Raw genomic sequence first — 23,011 nt, forward strand, 5'->3', positions numbered from 1 at the left:
GCACACCCACCAGGACCGGCGAACCACGTGAGCTCCTCTTCCTCCACCGGACACCCGCCGCACCCCCAGGTGCGACGGGGGAGCCGTGGCGCTTACCGACTGGTGCGTACCCCGCCGGCTCGCACGGACCCCCCTCGTCTGGACGCCGCACAGCGCGCCGTGGTTGACCACCGGTCCGGGCCGCTGCTCGTCCTGGCGGGGCCGGGCACCGGGAAGACCACCACCCTGGTCGAGTCGGTGGCGGACCGGATCGCCAGGGGCGGCGACCCCGAGCGCATCCTGGTGCTCACCTTCAGCCGCAAGGCGGCCGTCGAGCTGCGCGACCGGATGGCGCTGCGCATCGGCGCCGCGCGTGCGCCCCGGGCGACGACCTTTCACTCCTTCGGCTACGCCCTGGTCCGCGCCCACCAGGACAGCGACCTGTTCGTGGAGCCGCTGCGCCTGCTGTCCGGCCCGGAGCAGGACGTGACGGTGCGCGAGCTGCTCGCCGGGCAGGTGGACCTGGAGCAGCTCGGACTCGCCCATGTGCGCTGGCCCGACGAGCTGCGGGCCTGCCTGACCACCCGCGGCTTCGCAGACGAGGTCCGCGCGGTGCTCGCCCGCAGCCGCGAACTGGGACTCGGCCCGGACGCGCTCGCGGCCTTCGCCCGCCGTATCGGCCGCCCCGACTGGCGCGCCGCCGCCGTCTTCCTCGCCGAGTATCTCGACGTGCTCGACCTCCAGGGCGTGCTCGACTACGCCGAACTGGTCCACCGCGCGGTGCTCCTCGCCCGCCGCCCCGAGGTCGCCGCACACCTGACCGCCCAGTACGACGCGGTGTACGTCGACGAGTACCAGGACACCGACCCGGCCCAGGTACGGCTGCTGCACGCGCTGGCCGACGGTGGGCGCACCCTCGTCGCCTTCGGCGACCCCGACCAGTCGATCTACGCCTTCCGGGGCGCGGACGTGAACGGCATCCTGGACTTCCCGACCGCCTTCCCGCGAGCGGACGGCCGTCCGGCGCCGGTCGGGGTACTGCGGACCGCACGCCGGTCCGGGGCCGGCCTGCTGGCCGCCACCCGGCTGCTGACCCAGCGCATGCCACTGACCCGCCTCCCCGCCGACAAGGTGCGCGCCCACCGTGGGCCGACACCGGTGCGGGACGGCGGGCGGGTCGAGGCGTACACGTATCCGACCTCCGGCGCCGAACTGGACAACATCGCCGACATCCTGCGCCGGGCGCACCTGGAGGACGGCGTCCCGTGGCGCGACATGGCCGTCCTGGTACGCGCCGGCTCGCGCACCATCCCCACGCTCCGCCGTGCCCTCACCGCGGCCGGCGTCCCCCTGGACATCGACGGCGACGACCTCCCCCTGCGCCACGAGCCCGCGGTGGCGCCCCTGCTGATGGCGCTGCGAGCCGTGGCGGAGGCGGAGGCGGACACGGGGGCCCGGGCGGGGGAGCAGCCCGGGGCGGTCGGGCCCGAGGCCGACGCCGACCCGCGTGCCGACGCCGGTGACGATCCCGACGCCGACGCCGACGCCGACGCCGACGCCGACGCCGACGCCGACGCCGACGTGGACGTAGACGCGGACGTAGACGCCGACGCGGACGTAGACGAGGGCGGAGACGCGGGAACGAAGCCCCCGCGCGGTGACCGCGCGCACCACGCGGACGAGCCGTGCTGGCTGTCCACCGAGACCGCTCTGACCCTGCTCACCTCTCCCCTCGCCGGGATGGACGCCGCAGACCTGCGCCGCCTCGGCCGCGCCCTGCGCGACGAGCAGCGCGCCGCGGGCAACCCGCTGCCGCCGCCCTCGGACGAACTGCTCGCGCGGGCGCTGGCCGAGCCGGAGCGGCTCGCCGTGCACGACCCCGCCTACGCGCGCGGCGCCCAGCGGCTCGGCGCGCTGCTCCGCAGGGCACGCGAGCGCCTGGCGGGAGGCGGCAGCGCCGAGGAGGCGCTGTGGGACCTGTGGGACGGCACTCCCTGGCCCAGCCGCCTGGAACGCTCCGCCCGGCGCGGCGGCGCCGCCGGACGCAACGCCGACCGCGACCTGGACGCCGTGTGCGCCCTGTTCGCGACCGCCGCCCGCGCGGAGGAGCGCACCGGTGGCCGGGGCGCCCTGAACTTCCTGGAGGAGATCGACGCCGAGGACATCGCCGCCGACACGCTCGCGCGGCGTGCGGTACGCCCCGACGCCGTCCGCCTGATGACCGCGCACCGCTCCAAGGGCCTGGAGTGGCGGCTCGTCGTCGTGGCCGGTGTCCAGGAGGGTCTGTGGCCGGACCTGCGCCGCCGCGGTTCCCTCCTGGAGGCGGACCGGATCGGCCGCGACGGACTCGCCGAACCCCTCACCCCCGGAGCCCTGCTCGCCGAGGAGCGCCGCCTGTTCTACGTGGCCGCCACGCGCGCGCGCGAACGGCTCGTCGTGACTGCGGTGAACGCACCGGCCGACGACGGGGACCAGCCGTCCCGCTTCCTGACCGAACTCGGCGTCGAACCCGCCGATGTCACGGGCCGCCCGCGCCGGCCCCTCGCCGTGGCGGCGCTCGTCGCGGAACTGCGCGCCACCACCGTCGACCCCCGCGTCTCCGAGCCGCTGAGAGAGGCAGCCGCGCGCCGTCTGGCCCGCCTCGCCGCCCTGACCGACGAGGACGGCCGTCCCCTGGTGCCGTCCGCCCACCCCTACCGCTGGTGGGGCATGTGGGACCCGACCGAGAGCAAGGTGCCCCTGCGCGACCGCGACCAGCCCGTCACGCTCTCCGGCAGCGCCCTGGACCAGCTGGCCAACACCTGCGCCCTGCAGTGGTTCCTGGGCCGTGAGGTGAAGGCCGACGCGCCCGCGACGACCGCCCAGGGATTCGGCAACGTGGTGCACGTGCTCGCCGACGAGGTGGCCTCCGGACACACCCCGGCCGACCTCGCCGTCCTCATGGAGCGTCTGGACTCCGTGTGGAACGCGCTCGCCTTCGACGCGCCGTGGAAGTCGGCCCAGGAGAAGGCCAACGCGCGCGTGGCACTGGAACGCTTCCTGAAGTGGCACGTCATGGACCGCGCCGGGCGCACCCCGGTGGCGAGCGAGCACGACTTCGACGTGACCCTGGAGGCGGGTGACTACGAGGTGCGCATCCGCGGCCAGATGGACCGCGTGGAGGCCGACGGCGACGGCCGCGCCTACGTCGTGGACTTCAAGACCGGCAAACAGGCGCCCACCTCGTCGGAGGTGGCCCACCACCCCCAGCTCGCCGTGTACCAGCTCGCCGTCCGCGAGGGCGCCGTCGACGAGGCCTTCGACGGCGTGCGCCCGGAACCGGGCGGCGCCGAGCTCGTCCATCTGCGCCAGGGCGCGCCCAAGCGGGACGGCGGCGAGAGCCTGCCCAAGGTGCAGGCACAGGAGTCGCAGGCGGGGCCGGAGGGCGAGTGGGTCGGCGACCTGCTGGCCACGGCCGCCGGCAAGGTCCTCGACGAACGGTTCACCCCGACCGCGGGCCAGCACTGCACCCACTGTTCGTTCCGCGCGTCGTGCAGCGCTCGCCCCGAGGGGCGGCACGTCGTGGAGTGAGCGACGGGTGCCGGGGCCGAGCGGTAGGTGTGACACGTCGCACCACACGGCTGACCTGCGCTTCCCCTCGGCCCGGGAGGACATCCGGCACCCGCTGTCAGTGGCCGCCGCTAGCCTCTCTGACGTGCCCGCCCACATCACCGATCCCGAGCAGCTCAAGGAGCTCCTCGGCATCCCCTTCACCCCCGAGCAGACGGCCTGCATCGTCGCGCCGCCCGCGCCGCAGGTGATCGTGGCCGGAGCCGGGTCCGGCAAGACGACGGTGATGGCGGCACGCGTGGTGTGGCTGGTCGGCACCGGCCAGGTCGCCCCGGAGCAGGTCCTCGGGCTCACCTTCACCAACAAGGCGGCCGGCGAACTCGCCGAACGCGTCCGTACGGCCCTGATCAGAGCGGGCGTGACCGACCCGGACGTGATCGACCCGGACCACCCGCCGGGCGAGCCCGCGATCTCGACGTACCACGCCTTCGCGGGCCGCCTCCTGACCGACCACGGTCTGCGCCTCGGCCTTGAGCCGACCTCCCGCCTGCTCGCCGACGCCACCCGCTACCAGCTCGCCGCGAGGGTCCTGCGCGAGGCCCCCGGGCCCTACCCGGCGCTCACCCGGTCCTTCGCGGACCTGGTCAGCGACCTCCTCGCCCTCGACGCCGAACTCGCCGAGCACCTCGTACGCCCCGAGGACCTGCGCACCTGGGACGCCGGCCTCCTGGACACCCTGGAGGGCGTCCGGCTCAGCAACGCCGACCTGCGCAAGGTCCCGGAGGCCGCCGCCGCCCGCCGCGAACTGGCCGACCTGGTGATCCGCTACCGGGCCGCCAAACGCCGGCAGGACCTGCTCGACTTCGGTGACCAGATCGCCCTGTCCGCGCAACTCGCCGGACTCCCCGAGGTGGGCCGCATCCTGCGCGACGACTACCGGGTCGTGCTGCTGGACGAGTACCAGGACACCTCCGTGGCCCAGCGCATCCTCCTGGCGGGCCTGTTCGGCGGCGGCACCGGCCATCCCGTGACCGCCGTGGGCGACCCCTGCCAGGCGATCTACGGCTGGCGCGGCGCCTCCGTCGCCAACCTCGACGACTTCCCCGAACACTTCGCCCATGCGGACGGACGCCACGCCGTCCGTCAGGCGCTCAGCGAGAACCGCCGCAGCGGCGGCCGCCTCCTCGATCTCGCCAACGGCCTCGCCGAGCCCCTGCGCGCCATGCACGCGGGCGTGGAGGCCCTGCGACCCGCCCCGGGCGCCGAACGCGACGGCACGGTCCGCTGCGCCCTGCTGCGCACCCACGCCGAGGAGATCGACTGGATCGCCGACTCCGTCGCCCACCTCGTGCGCACCGGCAAGGCGCCCGGTGAGATCGCCGTCCTGTGCCGCACGGCGACGGACTTCGCCGAGATCCAGGGCGCGCTGGTGGCCCGTGACGTCCCCGTGGAGGTCGTCGGCCTCTCCGGGCTGCTGCACCTGCCCGAGGTGGCCGACCTGGTCGCCGTCTGCGAAGTCCTCCAGGACCCGGGCGCCAACGCCTCCCTGGTCCGGCTGCTCTCCGGCCCGCGCTGGCGCATCGGCCCGCGCGACCTCGCCCTCCTGGGCCGACGCGCCCGGCTGCTGGTGAGCCACGCGCGCGTAGAGGGCGACGACGACCCCGACCGGAGGCTTGCCGAGGCCGTCGAGGGGGTCGACCCGTCCGAGGTGATATCGCTCGCGGACGCCCTCGACACCTTCCTGGAGACGCCCCTGGACGGCACCGGGGACGATGACGGGCTGCCCTTCTCGGCGGACGCGCGCGTGCGGTTCGCCCGGCTCGCCACCGAACTGCGCGAGCTGCGCCGAGCCCTGTCCGACCCGCTCATGGACGTCCTGTACCGCGTCCTCGCCGTCACCGGCCTGGAGGTCGAGCTGTCGGCGTCCCCGCACGCCCTGGCGGCCCGCCGCCGCGAGACCCTGTCGAACTTCCTCGACGTCGCCGCCTCCTTCGCCGCGAGCGACAACGAGGCCACCCTGCTCGCCTTCCTCGGCTTCCTGCGCACCGCCGCGCAGTACGAGAAGGGCCTGGACAACGCCCTGCCCGGCGGGGAGAACACCGTCAAGGTGCTCACCGCGCACAAGTCCAAGGGCCTCGAGTGGGACGTCGTCGCCGTGCCCGGCCTCGTCACCGGCACCTTCCCCAGCGGTCAGGGCCGGGAGAAGTGGACCGCCCAGGGCAAGGTGCTGCCGCACGGCCTGCGCGGCGACGCCGACACCCTGCCCGACGTCGAAGCCTGGGACTCCCGAGGCCTGAAGGCCTTCCACGAGGCCATGAAGGACCACCAGCACACCGAGGAGCTCCGCCTCGGCTACGTCACCTTCACCCGCCCCCGCTCCCTGCTCCTCGGCTCCGGCCACTGGTGGGGGCCCAGCCAGAAGAAGCCCCGCGGACCGTCCGACTTCCTCGCGGCCCTGTACGAGCACTGCGCGGCCGGACACGGCGAGATCGAGGTCTGGGCGGACGAACCGGCGCAGGACGAGGAGAACCCCGCCCTGCACCGGGCGACCGCCGACGAGGTCTGGCCCCTGCCCCTGGACGACGCGGCACTCGCCCGGCGCCGGGCCGCCGCCGAGACGGTCCTGGCCCACCTGGACGGGCTCGCCGCCCAGGAAGGCGGTCTCCCCTCCGTCCCCGCCACCTACGAGGACCCGGACTGGCCGCCGCCTCCGGAGGACGTCGAGGAACTCCCGGAGGCAGCGGAGCCCGACTGGGCCGGGGACCCCGCCGACTGGGACACCTGGACCAGGGACCGCCCCGCCGCCGCGCGGGTGGCCCCCACCGCGCCGGCGAGCCCCGCCGCCCCGCAGGACAGGCCCACCGTCCCGCACCAGGCGCCGCCCCCCGAACAGCCTCGGGGCGCCGCACCCGTCCCCGCTCCCGCTCGCCTCACCCCGGAAGAGGCCCGCACCGTCGCCTCCTGGGACCGCGACCTCGACGCGCTCACCGGAGAGCTCCTGCGCGCCCGCGAGAGCGTCACCGAAGTGCCCCTTCCGGCGTCGCTGACCGCCTCCCAGCTGCTGAGCCTGGCCGCCGACCCGGACGGGTTCGCACAGGAGCTGGCCCGGCCCATGCCCCGCCCGCCCCAGCCCGCCGCCCGCCGCGGCACCCGATTCCACGCCTGGGTGGAGGCCCGGTTCGAACCCTTGACCCTGCCCCTGCTCGAACCGGAGGAGCTGCCCGGCGGCGACGCCGAGATCGCCGACGACCACGACCTGGAGTTCCTGAAGGACGCCTTCGAGCGCACCGAGTACGCCCGCCGCACACCGTTCCGTGTCGAGGCGCCGTTCCAGCTCTCGCTCGCCGGGCGGGTCGTACGCGGCCGCATCGACGCCGTCTACAAGGAGGGCGACGGCGACACCGCGACGTACGAGATCGTCGACTGGAAGACCAACCGCGCCGCCACCGCCGACCCGCTCCAGCTCGCGCTCTACCGCATCGCCTGGGCCGAACAGCAGCACGTACCACCCGCCTCGGTGACGGCCGCCTTCCTGTACGTACGCACCGGCGAGGTCGTACGGCCCGAGGGGCTGCCGGACCGCGCGGCGCTCGAGAAGCTGCTGCTGGCCGAGCCGGTCGGTGACGAACCGCACGACCGGGGTGTCCGCGCGGGCCGATAGGCTCGTCAGTATGAGCCACCCCGTTGACAATGCTGTCAGCGCTGTCCGCACGTACATCGAGCAGCACCGCGCCGCCTTCCTCGACGACCTCGTCGAATGGCTGCGCATCCCGTCCGTGTCGGCCCAGCCCGACCACGCGACCGATGTGCGCCGCAGCGCCGACTGGCTCGCCGCCAAGCTGAAGGAGACCGGCTTCCCGACCGCGGAGGTCTGGCCGACGCGGGGCGCCCCCGCCGTGTTCGCCGAGTGGCCCTCCGGGGACCCGCAGGCACCGACGGTCCTCGTCTACGGCCACCACGACGTACAGCCCGCCGCCCGCGAGGACGGCTGGAGCAGCGAGCCCTTCGATCCCGTCGTCCGCGAGAACCGCCTCTACGCGCGCGGGGCGGCCGACGACAAGGGGCAGGTGTTCTTCCACACACTCGGTGTCCGCGCCCATCTCGCCGCCACCGGCCGTACGGCTCCCGCGGTGAACCTCAAACTGCTCATCGAGGGCGAGGAGGAATCAGGCTCCCCGCACTTCCGTGCCCTCGTCGAGGAGCGCGCCGGGCGGCTCACCGCCGACGCGGTCGTCGTCTCCGACACGGGCATGTGGTCCGAGGACACCCCCACCGTCTGCACCGGCATGCGGGGCCTCGCCGAGTGCGAGATCCGGCTGCACGGCCCCGACCAGGACATCCACTCGGGGTCCTTCGGCGGCGCGGTCCCCAACCCGGCCACCGCGGTCGCGCGCCTCGTGGCCGCCCTGCACGACGAGCACGCGCGCGTGGCGATACCCGGCTTCTACGACGGAGTGGCCGACCTCACCGACCGGGAGCGCGAGCTCTTCGCCGAGCTGCCCTTCGACGAGCGGCAGTGGCTGCGCACGGCCAAGTCGTACGCCGCCCACGGCGAAGCCGGACACACCACCCTGGAGCGCATCTGGGCCCGTCCCACCGCCGAGGTCAACGGCATCGGCGGCGGCTACCAGGGCCCCGGCAGCAAGACCATCATCCCGTCGTCCGCCATGGTGAAGCTCTCCTTCCGCCTCGTCGCGGGCCAGGATCCGGACCATGTGGAGAAGGCCGTCCGCGCCTGGGCCGACGAGCAGGTGCCCGCGGGCATCCGCTGCGAGGTCGTCTTCGGCTCCGCCACCCGCCCGTGCCTGGCGCCGCTGGACCACCCGGCTCTGCAGTCCGTGGTCCGCGCGATGGGACGGGCCTTCGACACACCGGTCCGCTTCACCCGCGAGGGCGGCTCAGGACCGGCCGCCGACCTCCAGGAGGTTCTCGGCGCCCCGGTGCTCTTCCTGGGCATCTCCGTCCCGTCCGACGGCTGGCACGCCCCCGACGAGAAGGTGGAACTGGACCTGCTCCTCAAGGGCGTCGAAACCTCCGCCCACCTCTGGGGCGACCTGGGGGAGCACTGGCGTCACGCGCCCTGAGCGCCGTGTACGGTCCGGGACCCGACCGGCGTCGCGCGCGGCACACTGGAAACGCCGCCACGCACCGCCGAGCCCTCCCGGACCCGGTCACCACCCGCCGTACGAACCGCTGAAACCGCCTGCCGAACCGAACCGCTCACCGGGGGAGTTGGAAGCACCCGTGACCACCTGGACCGACCACACCGCCGACCGTCCCATCTCGCTCACCGCCCCCAGCGGCATCGACCGCGCCGCCCACCACCGCCTCGACGAGGCCTGGCTCGCGGCGGCGTGGAGTCACCCCTCGACGCGCTGCTTCGTGGTCTCCGGCGGCCAGGTCCTCATCGACGAGACACCCGACGGGGCCACCGAACTCGTCATGACCCCCTCCTTCGAGGCCCCGCTCACCGAGGCACACCGCTACTTCCTGGGCACCGACGAGGACGGGACCAGCTACTTCGCCCTCCAGAAGGACTCCCTGCCCGGACGCATGGACCAGTCCGCGCGCCCGGCGGGCCTGCGAGAGGCCGGCCTGCTCCTCTCCCCCCGCGACGCCGGACTGATGGCCCACGCGGTCGCCCTGGAGAACTGGCAGCGCCTGCACCGGTTCTGCTCCCGCTGCGGAGAACGCACCGTCATCGCCGCGGCCGGCCACATCCGGCGTTGCCCCGCCTGCGGCGCCGAGCACTACCCGCGCACCGACCCCGCGGTGATCATGGCGGTCACGGACGGCGAGGACCGCATCCTGCTCGGCCGCCAGGTGCACTGGCCCGAGGGCCGCTTCTCGACCCTCGCCGGTTTCGTGGAGCCCGGCGAGTCCATCGAGCAGTCGGTGCGCCGCGAGGTCCAGGAGGAGGTCGGCGTCAGCGTCGGCCCGGTCGAGTACGTCGCGAGCCAGCCGTGGCCCTTCCCGTCCAGCCTCATGCTCGGCTTCATGGCCCACGCCACCTCGACCGAGATCAACGTCGACGGCGACGAGATCCACGAGGCCCGCTGGTTCTCCCGCGAGGAGCTGGGCGCCGCCTTCGAGTCCGGCGACGTCCTGCCGCCCTACGGCATCTCGATCGCGGCCCGCCTCATCGAGCTCTGGTACGGCAGGCCGCTGCCGACGCGCAGCGCCTTCTGAGGCCGGACGCCACAGACGCTACGAGAGGGGCGGCCCTCCCCGTCGGGGGAGGGCCGCCCCTCTCGTCGTGCCGTCCGGCTCCTCGTGCCGTCCGGCCGACCGGCTACGCGCCGATCTTCTGCTTCACCTGCGCCAGCGACGGGTTCGTCAGAGTGGAGCCGTCGGGGAAGAGCACGGTGGGCACCGTCTGGTTTCCGCCATTCGCCTTCTCCACGAACGCGGCGGACTCCGGGTTCTGCTCGATGTTGACCTCGGTGTACGCGATGCCCTCGCGGTCCATCTGGCTCTTCAGCCGACGGCAGTAGCCGCACCACGTGGTGCTGTACATCGTCACAGTGCCCGACATGTCTCTCGTGCTCCTTCGGCGACTCGGAAAGCGGCGGCTCGGGGATGAGGTCGCAGGAGGTGAACGTCCGCGGCGGCACGGCCATTCCCGTCGCACATTCCCACTACGTGATGCCTGTCGCATTGATACGACTGTCGGTGCGTGCCTGTGGACAACCGACTCACCCGTCTCGCGAGACCTGGCAGCATGGCGGTGTGACAGCAGCAACGCACTCCACCCTCTTCCCGCAGGTACCGGAATCGGCCGACGCGGTGCTCGAAGGGCTCGACCCCGAGCAGCGCGAGGTGGCGACCGCCCTGCGCGGCCCGGTGTGCGTGCTGGCGGGAGCCGGTACGGGCAAGACCCGGGCGATCACCCACCGCATCGCCTACGGGGTGCGCGCCGGGATCCTCCAGCCCTCCAGCGTGCTCGCCGTGACCTTCACCAACCGTGCGGCCGGCGAGATGCGCGGTCGGCTGCGCCAGCTCGGCGCCTCCGGTGTGCAGGCCCGCACCTTCCACTCGGCGGCGTTGCGGCAGCTCCAGTACTTCTGGCCGAAAGCGATCGGCGGCTCCCTGCCCAGGCTCGTCGACCGCAAGATCCAGCTCGTCGCCGACGCGGCCGCCGCCTGCCGCATCCGCCTCGACCGGGGCGAGCTGCGCGACGTCACCGGGGAGATCGAGTGGTCCAAGGTGACCCAGACGGTGCCCGCCGACTACGCCCCGGCGGCTGCCAAGGCCGGTCGTGAGGTGCCCCGCGACCCGGCGGAGATCGCGCAGCTGTACGCCGCCTACGAGGACCTCAAGCGCGCGCGCTCCGTCATCGACTTCGAGGACGTGCTGCTGCTGACGGTGGCCGTCCTCCAGGACCGGCACGATGTCGCCGAGCAGGTCCGCGCCCAGTACCAGCACTTCGTGGTCGACGAGTACCAGGACGTCAGCCCCCTCCAGCAGCGTCTGCTGGAGCTGTGGCTCGGGGACCGCGACGACCTGTGCGTGGTCGGCGACGCCAGTCAGACGATCTATTCGTTCACGGGAGCAACCCCCGACCATCTGCTCGACTTCCGCGGCCGCCACCCCGGCGCCACCGTCGTCAAGCTGGTCCGCGACTACCGGTCCACCCCCCAGGTCGTCCACCTCGCCAACGGCCTGCTCGCCCAGGCCCGGGGCCGGGCCGCCGATCACCGCCTGGAGCTGGTCTCCCAGCGGCCCGCCGGCTCCGAGCCCGTCTACGCCGAGTACACCGACGAACCGGCCGAGGCCGAGGGCGCCGCCCGACGCATCCGCGAGCTCATCGACTCGGGCGTTCCGGCCGCCGAGATCGCGGTCCTCTTCCGGACCAACTCCCAGTCGGAGACCTATGAGCAGGCGCTCGCCGACGCCGGGGTCCCGTACCAGTTGCGGGGTGCGGAGCGCTTCTTCGACCGGCCCGAGGTGCGCAAGGCCGGCAGTGCCCTGCGGGCCGCCGCACGCTTCGGCGGCAACGACTCCCTCCTCGACGACGCCGTCGACCTGCCCTCGCAGGTGCGCGCGGTGCTGTCCGGAGAGGGCTGGACGACCGAACCCCCGGCCGGGTCGGGCGCCGTCCGGGAGCGGTGGGAGTCGCTGGCCGCCCTGGTCGGACTGGCCCAGGACTTCGCCGCCGCCAGAGCGGGAGCCACGCTGAGCGACCTCGTCGTGGAGCTCGACGAGCGTGCGGGCGCCCAGCACGCCCCGACGGTGCAGGGCGTCACCCTCGCCTCCCTGCACTCGGCCAAGGGCCTGGAGTGGGACGTCGTGTTCCTTGTCGGCGTCGCCGAGGGCATGATGCCGATCACCTACGCAAAGACCGACGAGCAGATCGAGGAGGAGCGCCGCCTGCTCTACGTCGGTGTCACCCGCGCGCGTGAACGCCTGCACCTGTCCTGGGCACTGGCCCGGTCGCCCGGTGGCCGGCCGAGCCGCAGGCCCAGCCGCTTTCTGAAGGGGCTGAGGCCCGGTTCGGGCACGGCGGGCGGGCAGGCGGCCGCCGGGGGTGCCGGGGGTGTGGAGCGCGGGGTCCGAGGCGGCGGCGGTGGTGGTGGCGCGGCCGCCGCGCCGAGACGGACCCAGCGGACGCCGGCCCGCTGCCGGGTCTGCGGACGCACGCTCACCGACGCCGGTGAGATGAAGCTGATGCGCTGCGAGGGGTGCCCGTCAGACATGGACGAGGGCGTCTACGAGCGGTTGCGCGAGTGGCGCGCGGTGCAGGCGGGACGCAGCGGACAGCCCGCGTTCTGCGTCTTCACCGACAAGACGCTGATGGCGATCGCCGAGTCCGTCCCGGAGGACGAGCGGGAGCTGGCCCGGATCCCGGGGGTCGGGATGCGCAAGCTCCATCGCTACGGGACCGACGTCCTGGCCATCTGCGCAGGCCAGGAAGGTGTGGGGCTTGACGAGGACGACTGATACAAACTCGTCGAAAAAATAGTTTGCGCATGCCCCGGGAATCCCCATAGGTTCTTGGTCACGGGAACAGCGGCCTTCCCGGAGGCCCTGAATCCGTGTTGTACTTGCATATCCGCGGACTGGTTCGTCCCAGTCCCCCGAGACGCCGAGAGGAGGCGAGTCCAGTGATCAGCATCAACAGCAGCTTCATCGTCAGCTCCACCGCCAAAATGACCGATCGCTCGGCCGTCTCCCTGTGCACGCTCGGCGCTTCTCACTCTGGCACCGGTCTGTCCGGCATTCGTGCCGTGCGTCCGGCTGCCGCCGCCGCTGCTCCCGCGGGCCTTCCCGTCCGGGAGCGCAATGAGCGACCGACCAAGGCACTGGAAGCAGCAGTAGCGGCACAGGCGCAGGCCTATGCCTTTACCGCGACCGGTGCCGGATTCCGGAAGCAGACGACGCAGCACCACCTGATGTGGGCCTTCCGTGGGCCAGAACCCTGGAGTGATCCAGCCTGATCGCCGATCAGGCCGGCGCCTTCAGGGCCGCGGAACCCCACCCGGGATCCGCGGCCCTTCTGTTTGTCCCCGAACGGGGGCGACAGCACGAAGGAGCCTCGGGACAAGAAAAGAACCCGGTACCAAGCCGCCACCCGGTCAACCGGCCGGAACGAACAGACGAGGAAGACCACCCGTGCAACTCGAAGCGCACGCCCCGTCCGTACCGCCTTCCGACACGATCCCCAAGCCCTGTTCCACGGAGGACTCCACCTTGACCCCGCTCACCGCGCTCACCGCGCTCGACGACGCCATCGAGAACCTCGGCGTACCCGTTCCCTGCCGCTCCTACGACCCGGAGGTCTTCTTCGCCGAGTCCCCGGCGGACGTGGAGTACGCCAAGTCCCTCTGCCGCACCTGCCCGCTGATCGAGGCCTGCCTCGCCGGTGCCAAGGAGCGGCGTGAGCCCTGGGGTGTCTGGGGTGGCGAGCTGTTCGTCCAGGGTGTCGTCGTCGCCCGGAAGCGGCCGCGTGGTCGCCCGCGCAAGAACCCGGTTTCGGCATGAACACCGCAGGAACGATCGACCGCCCCCTGACGTACGACCCCCAGAAGCAGGCCCCGATGAAGCCGTCCACCCACGACATCGCAGGCACCACGCCTGAAGACTTCACCACCAGTGGCGCGAAGGACTCGCGTCAGAACAGGACCCGTGAAATGCAACTCATCCCAGAAGCCCTGGCACGTGCGCATATGCACGACCGCCTGCATGAGGCCGAGCAGGAACGCCGGGCACTGCGCCTGGCGACCGCTCGCCGGATGCAGCGCCGGGCGGAGCGCGCCTCGATGCGCGCCCGGCGTGCGCTGGCCATGGCGGTCATGCAGTAACCGACACACCTGAAGCAGTGGTCTCCCGACGGGAGACGAAGCTCCGCCCGTGGGGGCCGGTCCGTCCGAACGGACCGGCCCCCACGGCGCGTTCGGCTCCGGTGGATCAGTGGATCGGTGGATCAGGCCTCCGCGGCCGTCCCCTCCACCTCGTACACGCCCTCGTCCTCTCCTTCGGCCTCTTCGGCCTCTTGCGCCTCGGCCTCGTCCTCGGCGACGAACCCGACCAGCCACTCCTCCAGCTCGTCGCGCAGCCGGACCGTGGCCCCCAGCTGGCAGAGCACGCCGATGGTACTCAGGGTCACGCGGTGGATCAGGAGATACGCCGGCGGCAGGTTGAGCTGCTTGGCCAGCTGGTACGCGGGGGAGCGGGGGTCACCGATGCGGGCGGCCTGGCTCCGCATCCAGCCGCGGGTGAAGGTGAACGCGTCGACCCTGGCCGGCTCGATGATCGGAAGCAGGTAGTCGAGAACGGCGTCGGGGTCCAGCTCTATCGACTCCTTGACGAAGCCCTCCGTGCAGAGCATCTCGTAGACGGCCTCCGCCTCGCCGTCCAGCGTCATGCGCAGGGCCTCGCCGATGGGTTCGGGCAGACCGCCCGGAAGGCGGTCGACCGTGCCGAAGTCCAGGACCCCCAGGCGCCAGTCGTCCTCGCCCTCGGGCCCGCCGGGCAGCAGCCGGAAGTTGCCGGGATGCGGGTCGGCGTGCAGGAGCCCGGTGCGCGCGGGACCGGAGAACAGGAAGTGGGCCAGCAACTGACCTGCCCGGTCGCGCTGCTCCTGCGTGCCGTTCGAGATGATCTCCGACATCGGGATGCCGTCGATCCACTCGGTGATCAGCACCTGCTCGCACTGGTGCACGACGTCCGGAACCACGATGTCCGGGTCGTCGTCGAAGACCTCGGCATGCGTCCGCTGGGCCTGCGCCTCCAGGTCGTAGTCCAGCTCCTCAGAGACCCGGTCCTTCAGCTCTGTGATCAGCGGCTTGATGTCCATGCCGGGGACCAGCGGGCCGAGCAGGCGGGCGAAGCGGCTGAGCTGGTTCAGGTCGGACAGCAGTGCCTCGCCTGCGCCCGGGTACTGCACCTTGACCGCCACCTCGCGGCCGTCGTGCCACACCCCCCGGTGCACCTGACCGATCGAGGCGGCCGCGGCGGGCTTGTCCTCGAACTCCAGGAACAGGTCCTGCCAGTCCTCGCCGAGCCGCTCCGCCAGCACGGAGTGCACGGTGCGCGTCGGCATCGGCGGCGCCGCCTCCTGCAGCTTGGTCAGCGCCGCGCGATAGGGGCCGGCGACCTCCTCGGGCAGTGCCGACTCGAAGACGGACAGGGCCTGCCCGAACTTCATCGCCCCGCCCTTGAGCTCGCCCAGCACCTTGAACATCTGCTCCGCGGTGCGCTGCTGCAACTGCTGGCCGACGATCTCCGCGGACTCGCCGACGATTCGCTTGCCCAGCCCCCAGGTGGCCCGCCCGGCGAAGCCGAGCGGGAGCGCGGCGAGCTTGGCGGTCCGGGTGACCGCCTTGCGCGGAAGATCAGACATGCGCCCTCCAAGTCCCAGCCGGCCGTTCCGGTTCCGCCTCGTGGCGTACTTCCGCTGACGGCCCTTGCCCAGCCATTGTCGCGCGCCACCCCCCGTCCTTGGGGATGTGTTCCTGCTTACCTTTCCGGGCCGCCCCGCAGGCGCACTCGGGGTGTGGCCGGACCGGCCGCAGGTGCCAGCGCAGGCCGGGCAGCGAGACCTCCCAGCGCGCTCCGGTGCCGGAGGGCGTCCGGCCGTCCAGGAAGGCGAGCGCCTGAGCCGCCGCGAACCCGGCGACGGTCGTCGCGAGGGCGAGGTCGCACGGCGGCGGTACCCGGCGCTGCCGGCCGGAGCGCCACTGAGCCACCAGTCGCGGCCAGGCGGGGTCCCGGTCCGTGCGGTCCGCGTGCAGGCAGCCGGCGCACCCCGTCTCGCCGGGCAGGACCAGGGGGCCGACGACACCGGTTCCCTCCACGACACCGGCGTAGAGGTGGGGTGTGCCGGAGGCCATCAGGGATTCCGCGGCGGTGGGGTCGGGCGTGTGCACCGCGACGTCGTCGCGCGGGGCGACGATCACCAGGGAGAGGCCCGGGGCGCTTTCCTCGGGCGGCGTCGTCGGGCCCCGGCGGGGAGGCCGGTCGGGGGCGGCCCGGCGCACGAGGCGGCGGGCCGTCTCGTCCCGGCGGTCGCCGACCGACTCGGCGGGCAGGCCGCCCGGAGTGACGTCCCACGGCTCGACGCGTCCCCCGTCGCGCACGTCGATATCGCCGACGCCCGCGCCCGACAGCAGGCCGGCCAGCACCGCGCCCACCCGTCCCGCACCCCTCACACCCACCCGCAGGGCGCGTCGGGCGGCCAGGTGTCTGATCGCGTCGCCCGGTTCCGAGGTCGTCAGGGACAGCGAGGCCAGATCGGGGCGGAGTCGGTCGAGGACCTCCTTCTTCGCCCGCAGCTCGTCGGCGGCCGGCCCGCCGCCCCGGGAGTCGTCGAGCAGACCGGCCTGCGCCAGTCGCTGCACGACCCGGTCGACGTGCCCGTCCGGCAGGTCCATGCGGTGCCCCGCCTCGCGAAGGAGTGCCGGCCCACGGGTGCCGTTGAGCAGTTCGAGGAAGCTGCCCGTCGCCGTGTCCACCGGTGCCAGTGTCAGCGCGTGCGCCGGTGTCATTCCGAACTGCACGGTGTTCAGATCGCGCCAGCCGCGCCTGAGCGCGGGCTTCACCATCGGATGCATGCCAGGTCCCCCGTATGTCTCGCAGTGTCCGTGTGCGGTCCCGCCCTCGGTCGCGAATCCGCCGGCGAGTGCCAGCATGCCCGGATGTGCGAAGAGGCGTCGAAAGTTGTCCACAGGCGGTGGGTATTCGTCGTACGAATCAGCCGCCCGTCTCCCAGGACGAGTGGCGGATCGGCACCGATGCGTCCCGGAGCCGGGACTTCCCCGTGTGCAGCGGGTAACGTCGTGGCGTGTCCGCCGACCCACTGCACCGCGCCGGGGCACCCCCGCGCACACCGACGAATCCACTGCCGAGCGGCCCGGGGACGAGCGCGATCGAGGTGCGCAGAAGCACCCGGCGACGCCGGACGGTCTCCGCGTACCGGGAGGGCGATCGCACCGTCGTGCTGATCCCCGCCCGGATGTCCGAGGCCGAGGAGCAACGCTGGGTGAGCGTCATGCTGGACAAGCTGGCCGCCCAGGAGAGCAAGCGCGTCCTGGGCGACGCCGAGCTGGCCGAGCGCGCCGAGCGCCTGTCGGGACAGTACTTCGAGGGCCGGGCCCGGCCCAGCTCGGTCCGCTGGGTCACCAACCAGAACACGCGCTGGGGCTCGTGCACCCCTTCCGAGGGAAGCATCCGGCTGTCGCACCGCCTCCAGGGCATGCCCGAGTACGTCGTCGACTACGTCCTCCTGCACGAGCTGGCGCACCTGCTGGTCCCCGGGCACGGGCCCCGGTTCTGGCGGCTCCTGGAGGCGTATCCGCGGACCGAGCGCGCCAGGGGCTACCTGGAGGGTGTGGTCGCCGCGGACCGGCTGCCGCACGTGCCCGGAGCCCGCAGCGAGTAGCCCGCGCGAGCCCGACGAGGACCCGACGGGGGTCCGACACGGTCGCGCACGGGTTTCGTACCGGGTCTGTACCGACTTCCTCCGGTGTCGGTGTTTGCCGTTAGCCTGTCGCGACGCACTCACATTCGGATGGGGGACGGTCGTAACGCATGGCCAGGGAATTTCAACGCGGCCACAAGGCCAGGATCAGTGACCTCACCTCGGGCACGGATCTGTACGTAGGCGTACAGATCTCCGGCCCCGGGCTGAGCTTCGACATCAGCTGCTTCGGTCTCGACGCCGACGAGCGGTTGTCGGACGACCGGTACTTCGTGTTCTTCAACCAACCGAAGACCCCCGAGGAGTCCATCCAGCTCCTGGGTGCGCAGGCGGGTGACACGGAGTCCTTCCGGGTCACCCTCGACAGGATCCCGCAGCAGATCCAGAAGCTGTCCTTCACCGCGACGATCGACGGCGCGGGACAGATGTCGCAGGTGGGGCCCGGATACATCCGGATCGTCGCGGGCGGCGAGGAGGTGGCCCGGTACCCGTTCAGCGGTTCGGAGTTCTCCACCGAGCGCGCCGTGATGCTGGGCGACTTCTACCTGAAGGACGTGTGGCGGTTCGCCGCCGTCGGGCAGGGCTTCGACGGCGGTCTCGACGCGCTGCTGAGGAACTTCGGCGGCGAGGTGGCCGAGGAGGAGGCTCCCGCACCGCAGCAGGCTCCGCAGCCGCAGGCCGGTGCCGCCCCGGGCTTTGCCGCGCCCGCCCAGGCCGCGGCGCCGCCGGCCTTCGGCGCGCCCGCCGCCCCGGCTCCCGCCCCGGCACCGGCTCCTGTGCCGCAGCCCGCCCCGCAGGGCTTCGCCCCGCCGCCCGCCGCGACGCCGCCACCGGCTCCCGCCCCGGCGCCCGGGCCGGACGTGCACGCCGCGCAGACCATCGTCGCGCCCATGAACACGCCGCCCGGCGGTGCCCCGGTGCCGCCTCCCGCCCCGGCGCCCGCGCCGTACGGCCAGCCGGGCCAGCCCGGTCAGCAGCCGCCCTACGGCCAGGTCCCCGGCCAGACCGCCCCGCCGCCTCCCGGCTACGGCCAGCCGCAGGCCCCCCAGGCCCCGGCCCCGCCACCCGGCTACGGGCAGCCGACCGCGCCTCCCGGTTACGGGCAGCAGCCCGGCCCGCCCGCGGGCTACGGCCAGCCGGCGCCCCCGCCCGGCTACGGCCAGCAGCCTCCCCAGGGCATGCCTCAGGGCATGCCCCAGGGTGCGCCGCAGGGCGCCGGTGTGACCGCGGCGCTCCAGCAGTTCCGGGAGACCCCGGCCGGCCAGCGCTGGACCCAGCAGAACAAGAAGCTGGTCCGCGTCGACCTCGGCGCGGAGGGCCAGCCCGTCCTCGCCCGGCAGGGCAGCATGGTGCTCTACCAGGGCAAGGTCGACTTCAGCTACAAGGGCGCCGGATTCGCCGGCCGGGTCGTGGGCAACGCGACCGGCCAGGAGATGCAGCTGATGCGCTGCACCGGGAAGGGGCAGGTGTTCCTCGCGGAGAACTCCGCGATGCTGCACCCCATCGAGCTCCAGGGCGACGCCGTGTGCGTCTCCGCGGAGAACGTCCTGGCCTTCGACGAGAGCCTTCAGTACGAGGTCCGCCGTATCGAGGGACACGGCATCCCGGGCGGCGCGCTGTTCACGATGCAGTTCCAGGGCACCGGCACGATCGTCGTGAAGACGCGCGGTGTGCCCGTGGTGCTGCCGGTCACGCCCACGACGTTCGCCGACTGCAACGCCGTGGTCGCCTGGTCCGCCGCCGCCCAGGTGGTCGTCTCCAGCCAGGTGCGGATGCGCCGCAACTCCTATGCGGGCGACACGGGTGAGAGCGTCAACCTGCAGTTCCGGGCCGCGCCCGGCAGCTTCGTCATCGTCCAGCCGTACGAGATCTGAGGGAGAGCCCGACATGAACCAGCCGCTCGCGGGCTACGCTCCCGCACCCGTCGCCGCCCGCATGGAGAACCACGGCAACCACATGCTGAAGGTCGCCATGCAGACCGGCAACGACCTCCTCGCGCGCGTGGGCTCGATGACCGCCTACGAGGGCTTCGTCCAGTACGAGCCGAACCCGCCGGCCGTCCGCCAGATCGCCAAGGACTGGATGACCGGGGAGGGCGCGCCCCTGATGAAGTGCTCCGGCGACGGGCTGCTCTACCTCGCCGACTACGGTGCCAACGTCGTCGTGATCAACCTCAACGGCGACGGGATCTCCGTCAACGCCACCAACCTGCTCGCCTTCGACGCCCACCTGACGTGGGGCGTGGAGCGCGTCAAGGGCCTGGCGAAGTTCGCCGGGCAGGGCCTGTGGAACACGAAGATCTCCGGGCAGGGCTGGGTCGCGCTCACCTCCCGGGGCAAGCCGATCGTGGTCGACTGCGGCGGCGGCGAGGACGAGACCTACGTGGACCCGGACGCGCTCGTGGCCTGGTCCCCGAACCTCAAGGTGAAGGGCAAGCGCAGCTTCAAGGCGCAGTCGCTGATCGGCCGCGGCAGCGGCGAGGCCTTCCAGATGGCCTTCTCCGGTCAGGGCATCGTCGTCGTCCAGCCCAGCGAGGACAGCACCGACCGCCTCCGGGTCCGGGGCTGAGGGGGAGCCAGAACATCATGCAGAGCCCGATTTTCGCCTACAACGACCAGCAGAGCCAGGAAGCCTGGAGCCTGCAGAACAAGCACATGCTCCGTGTCGCCCTCACGGGCCACGACGACGTGCTCGCCCGCAAGGGCACGATGGTCGCCTACCAGGGCCTCGTCGAGTTCGACGCCGAGTACCAGAGCAACAACCAGTCGCGCGCGCGTGCGCACACCGGCGAGGGCCTGGACCTGATGCGCTGCCACGGGCAGGGCACCGTCTACTTCTCCAACCTCGCCCAGTGCGTGCACGTGGTGGACGTCGACCAGGACGGCCTCACCGTCGACAGCAGCTACGTGCTGGCGATGGACTCGAACCTGCACCACGAGGTCATCGCGGTGGACAGCCTCTACGGCATCTCCGGCTCGGGGAAGTACCAGCTCAACATCACCGGCCGGGGCAAGGTCGCCCTGATGACCTCGGGCTCGCCGCTGTTCATGCAGGTGACACCCGACAAGTACGTCAACTGCGACGCCGACGCGATCGTCGCCTGGTCCACCGGTCTGCGCGTGCAGATGCAGGCCCAGACGCACTCCTCCGGGGTGTGGCGGCGCCGCGGCAACACCGGCGAGGGCTGGGAGCTGAGCTTCATGGGCAGCGGCTTCGCGCTCGTCCAGCCCAGCGAACTGCTGCCGCCGCAGAACGCCCAGGTCGGGCAGGGCGTCGCCGCGCAGTACGGCATGGGGCAGCACGGGGCCCGCGGTCAGAACCAGGGCAACGTCTGGAGCTGAGCGCACACACGGCCGCAGTTCGGTAAGGGGTGATCGCCAGGGCGGTCACCCCTTACCGGTCACAGACGGGCCCGGGTCGCCTCCAGCAGGCGTACGACCGAGTCGTCGGCCACGTCCGCGACCTCGGCGTACGGGAACCAGCGCAGGTCGAGGGACTCCTCGCTGATCGCCTCCACGGCCCCCTCTGGGGCCACTGCCGCGTACTGCACGTCCAGGTGCCAGGCACAGGGCGTGTGGTGCCGGTCCAGCCGCACGGGGCCGCCGGACAGCAGGGTCAGTCCGGCGATGCCCGACTCCTCCGTGCCCTCGCGCAGGGCCGCCCGGGCGAGTGTCTCGTCGACCGGCTCACAGTGACCGCCCATCTGCAGCCACATGCGCAACTTCTTGTGCAGCGTGAGCAGGACCCGCCCGCGCGACGGATCGATCACCAAGGCGCTCGCCGTGACGTGCCCGTCCGCGCAGGCCTTCCACATCCCGTCGGGGTGCGTCGCGAGATGGTCCAGATAGACCTGTCGCAGCTCGTCCTGGCCCTCGTACGCCTTCAGGACCAGGACCGCGTCGTCGTGGAGGCTCACTCGCCGTCGTCGCCCTTGGGCTTGTCCTGGTCGTCGGACCGGTTCTCGCCCCGGTCGCCCTCGTCCTTCTTCTTCAGATCGGGCTTGCCCGCCGCCTCGCCGAGCATCTTGTCCAGCTCGGAGAAGTCCAGCTGCTCACGGTGGACGAAGCCGTCCGGGTCGTCCAGGTCGGTCGCGGTCGGCAGCATGTCCGGGTGGGCCCACAGGCCGTCCCGGCCGTCGACACCGTGCGCGTCCGTCAGGGACGCCCACAGGCGGGAGGCGTCGCGCAGCCTGCGCGGGCGCAGCTCCAGGCCGATCAGCGTGGCGAAGGTCTGCTCGGCGGGACCGCCCGAGGCGCGCCGGCGGCGCAGCGTCTCGCGCAGCGCGTCGGCGGAGGACAGGCGCGGCTTCGCCGCGGTGTGCACCACCGCGTCCACCCAGCCCTCGACGAGCGCCAGAGCGGTCTCCAGCCGGGCCAGCGCCGCCTTCTGCTCCGGCGTGTCCTCCGGCTGGAACATGCCCTGCTGGAGAGCCTCCTGCAGCTGCTCGGGATTCTGCGGGTCGAACTGCCCGACCACGTCCTCCAGCTTGGCCGTGTCGACCTTGATCCCACGGGCGTAGCCGTCGACGGCGCCGAACAGGTGCGAGCGCAGCCACGGCACGTGCGCGAAGAGGCGCTGGTGGGCGGCCTCGCGCAGCGCCAGGTACAGCCGCACCTCCTCCTGGGGCACGCCGAGATCCTTGCCGAACGACTCGATGTTCGCCGGCAGCAGCGCGGCCTTGCCCGCCGGGCCGAGGGGCAGGCCCACGTCGGTCGAGCCGACGACCTCGCCGGCGAGCACGCCGACGGCCTGCCCGATCTGCGTGCCGAACATGGCGCCGCCCATGGACCGCATCATGCCGATCAGCGGGCCGGCCATGGCCTGCATCTCCTCCGGCAGCACGTCGCCCATGGCGTTGCCGACGCGCTCGGCGACCGGGTCGACCAGCTCGCGCCAGGCGGGCAGGGTCGCCTCGACCCACTCCGCGCGGCTCCAGGCCACGGCGGTACCGGCGCCGGACGGCAGGGCCGTCGCGTCGTCCAGCCACAGGTCGGCCAGGCGCACGGCCTCCTGGACGGCATTGCGCTCGGCGGGACCGACGCTGGCGTCCTTGCGGCCGTCCGGTGTGCCCTGGGAGACCGTCTGGCGGGCGATCTGCTTGGCCATGTCCCAGTTCACCGGGCCGCCCTCGTAGGAGAGCATCTGGCCCAGCTGCTGGAACGCGGCGCCCAGGTCGTTGGGGTTCATGGAACCGAACATGGCAGCGAACGGGTTGTCCGCGCCGGGGCCGCCCAGGCCTCCGGCTCCGGACATCCCGAACCCGAACGGGTTGGCCGGTCCCTGACCACCGCCGCTCTGCTGGTCCTTCTTCTTGCCCTCGTCGCCGTCGTCCGGCTCCTCCGGCGGAAGGCCGAATCCGAATGGGGTGTCACTCACGGGGTTCCTCGGCTGGTAGGGCCGCCGGTTCTTTCCGGCGGCACGGCTGCCCGACTTCACCACCCAGCGTAGACACCCGAAGCCGATCGGGCCTCGGTGCTTCGCCGACTGACGGCCTGCGGCAGGATGGATGCCACCTGGTACGCACGCGTCACTCGCGCTCGTACTGAAGACAACCTCTGGAGACGC

General features: G+C 72.7%; 17 protein-coding genes. 12 read left to right on the plus strand and 5 right to left on the minus strand.

Features of this window, described 5'->3' with window-relative positions; translation table 11 throughout:
• The first annotated feature begins 27 nt into the window (after positions 1-27).
• The 4 genes from ACZ7MF_RS05475 to nudC all read left to right on the plus strand — a co-directional run bounded on the left by ACZ7MF_RS05475 (position 28) and on the right by nudC (position 9,717).
• Positions 28-3,549 carry an ATP-dependent helicase gene (locus ACZ7MF_RS05475; RefSeq protein ID WP_471474657.1) on the plus strand — a complete coding sequence of 1,174 codons (3,522 nt, stop codon included), beginning with the start codon at positions 28-30 and terminating at the stop codon, positions 3,547-3,549.
• A 124-nt stretch (positions 3,550-3,673) separates the two neighbouring features.
• The gene (locus ACZ7MF_RS05480; RefSeq protein ID WP_471474658.1) at positions 3,674-7,189 is read left to right on the plus strand and encodes a UvrD-helicase domain-containing protein; all 3,516 of its coding nucleotides are present in this window, start codon (positions 3,674-3,676) and stop codon (positions 7,187-7,189) included.
• Positions 7,190-7,199: 10 nt separating this feature from the next.
• A complete protein-coding gene (locus ACZ7MF_RS05485; RefSeq protein WP_471474659.1) occupies positions 7,200-8,612 on the plus strand; it encodes a dipeptidase in 1,413 nt (470 codons plus the stop codon).
• A 160-nt stretch (positions 8,613-8,772) separates the two neighbouring features.
• Positions 8,773-9,717, plus strand: a complete 945-nt coding sequence (gene nudC, locus ACZ7MF_RS05490; RefSeq protein ID WP_471474661.1) for an NAD(+) diphosphatase — start codon at positions 8,773-8,775, stop codon at positions 9,715-9,717.
• 103 nt (positions 9,718-9,820) lie between these two features.
• On the opposite strand, the gene ACZ7MF_RS05495 is transcribed toward nudC, so the two are convergent.
• Positions 9,821-10,063: a mycoredoxin gene (locus tag ACZ7MF_RS05495; RefSeq protein WP_471474662.1), complete on the minus strand. Its 243-nt coding sequence runs from the start codon at positions 10,061-10,063 to the stop codon at positions 9,821-9,823.
• A 110-nt stretch (positions 10,064-10,173) separates the two neighbouring features.
• Here ACZ7MF_RS05495 and ACZ7MF_RS05500 point away from each other — a divergent pair, with 110 nt between their 5' ends.
• The 4 genes from ACZ7MF_RS05500 to ACZ7MF_RS05515 all read left to right on the plus strand — a co-directional run bounded on the left by ACZ7MF_RS05500 (position 10,174) and on the right by ACZ7MF_RS05515 (position 13,829).
• Complete coding sequence (locus ACZ7MF_RS05500) at positions 10,174-12,468, plus strand: ATP-dependent DNA helicase UvrD2 (protein ID WP_471474663.1); 2,295 nt, start codon at positions 10,174-10,176, stop codon at positions 12,466-12,468.
• Between the two features lie 164 nt (positions 12,469-12,632).
• Positions 12,633-12,965, plus strand: a complete 333-nt coding sequence (locus ACZ7MF_RS05505) for a hypothetical protein (RefSeq protein WP_193782951.1) — start codon at positions 12,633-12,635, stop codon at positions 12,963-12,965.
• A gap of 175 nt (positions 12,966-13,140) precedes the next feature.
• Complete coding sequence (locus ACZ7MF_RS05510) at positions 13,141-13,509, plus strand: WhiB family transcriptional regulator (protein ID WP_003973786.1); 369 nt, start codon at positions 13,141-13,143, stop codon at positions 13,507-13,509.
• The gene (locus ACZ7MF_RS05515) at positions 13,506-13,829 is read left to right on the plus strand and encodes a hypothetical protein (protein ID WP_356856599.1); all 324 of its coding nucleotides are present in this window, start codon (positions 13,506-13,508) and stop codon (positions 13,827-13,829) included. The genes ACZ7MF_RS05510 and ACZ7MF_RS05515 overlap by 4 nt, the downstream gene beginning before the upstream one ends.
• 122 nt (positions 13,830-13,951) lie before the next feature.
• On the opposite strand, the gene ACZ7MF_RS05520 is transcribed toward ACZ7MF_RS05515, so the two are convergent.
• Positions 13,952-15,370: an ABC1 kinase family protein gene (locus ACZ7MF_RS05520; RefSeq protein ID WP_471474665.1), complete on the minus strand. Its 1,419-nt coding sequence runs from the start codon at positions 15,368-15,370 to the stop codon at positions 13,952-13,954.
• The gene (locus tag ACZ7MF_RS05525; protein ID WP_471474667.1) at positions 15,363-16,580 is read right to left on the minus strand and encodes a TOMM precursor leader peptide-binding protein; all 1,218 of its coding nucleotides are present in this window, start codon (positions 16,578-16,580) and stop codon (positions 15,363-15,365) included. Before ACZ7MF_RS05525 ends, ACZ7MF_RS05520 begins: the two co-directional genes overlap by 8 nt.
• 230 nt (positions 16,581-16,810) lie before the next feature.
• On the opposite strand from ACZ7MF_RS05525, the gene ACZ7MF_RS05530 reads away from it, so the two are divergent.
• The 4 genes from ACZ7MF_RS05530 (at position 16,811) to ACZ7MF_RS05545 (ending at position 20,787) form a co-directional block, all read left to right on the plus strand.
• Positions 16,811-17,407: a M48 metallopeptidase family protein gene (locus ACZ7MF_RS05530; protein WP_356856605.1), complete on the plus strand. Its 597-nt coding sequence runs from the start codon at positions 16,811-16,813 to the stop codon at positions 17,405-17,407.
• A 149-nt stretch (positions 17,408-17,556) separates the two neighbouring features.
• Positions 17,557-19,320: a TerD family protein gene (locus ACZ7MF_RS05535; protein WP_471474668.1), complete on the plus strand. Its 1,764-nt coding sequence runs from the start codon at positions 17,557-17,559 to the stop codon at positions 19,318-19,320.
• A 13-nt stretch (positions 19,321-19,333) separates the two neighbouring features.
• Positions 19,334-20,014: an AIM24 family protein gene (locus ACZ7MF_RS05540; protein WP_007444540.1), complete on the plus strand. Its 681-nt coding sequence runs from the start codon at positions 19,334-19,336 to the stop codon at positions 20,012-20,014.
• Between the two features lie 17 nt (positions 20,015-20,031).
• Positions 20,032-20,787, plus strand: coding sequence for an AIM24 family protein (locus ACZ7MF_RS05545; RefSeq protein ID WP_471474669.1), 756 nt, complete (start codon positions 20,032-20,034; stop codon positions 20,785-20,787).
• A 59-nt stretch (positions 20,788-20,846) separates the two neighbouring features.
• Here ACZ7MF_RS05545 and ACZ7MF_RS05550 read toward each other — a convergent pair whose 3' ends face one another.
• Together ACZ7MF_RS05550 and ACZ7MF_RS05555 are read right to left on the minus strand one after the other, a co-directional pair.
• The gene (locus tag ACZ7MF_RS05550) at positions 20,847-21,362 is read right to left on the minus strand and encodes an NUDIX hydrolase (RefSeq protein ID WP_471474671.1); all 516 of its coding nucleotides are present in this window, start codon (positions 21,360-21,362) and stop codon (positions 20,847-20,849) included.
• On the minus strand, positions 21,359-22,822 hold the full coding sequence (locus ACZ7MF_RS05555; protein ID WP_356856613.1) for a zinc-dependent metalloprotease: 1,464 nt from the start codon (positions 22,820-22,822) through the stop codon (positions 21,359-21,361). Before ACZ7MF_RS05555 ends, ACZ7MF_RS05550 begins: the two co-directional genes overlap by 4 nt.
• Positions 22,823-23,011 lie beyond the last annotated feature (189 nt).

This window comes from Streptomyces sp. NPDC111628 (genome assembly GCF_055635195.1).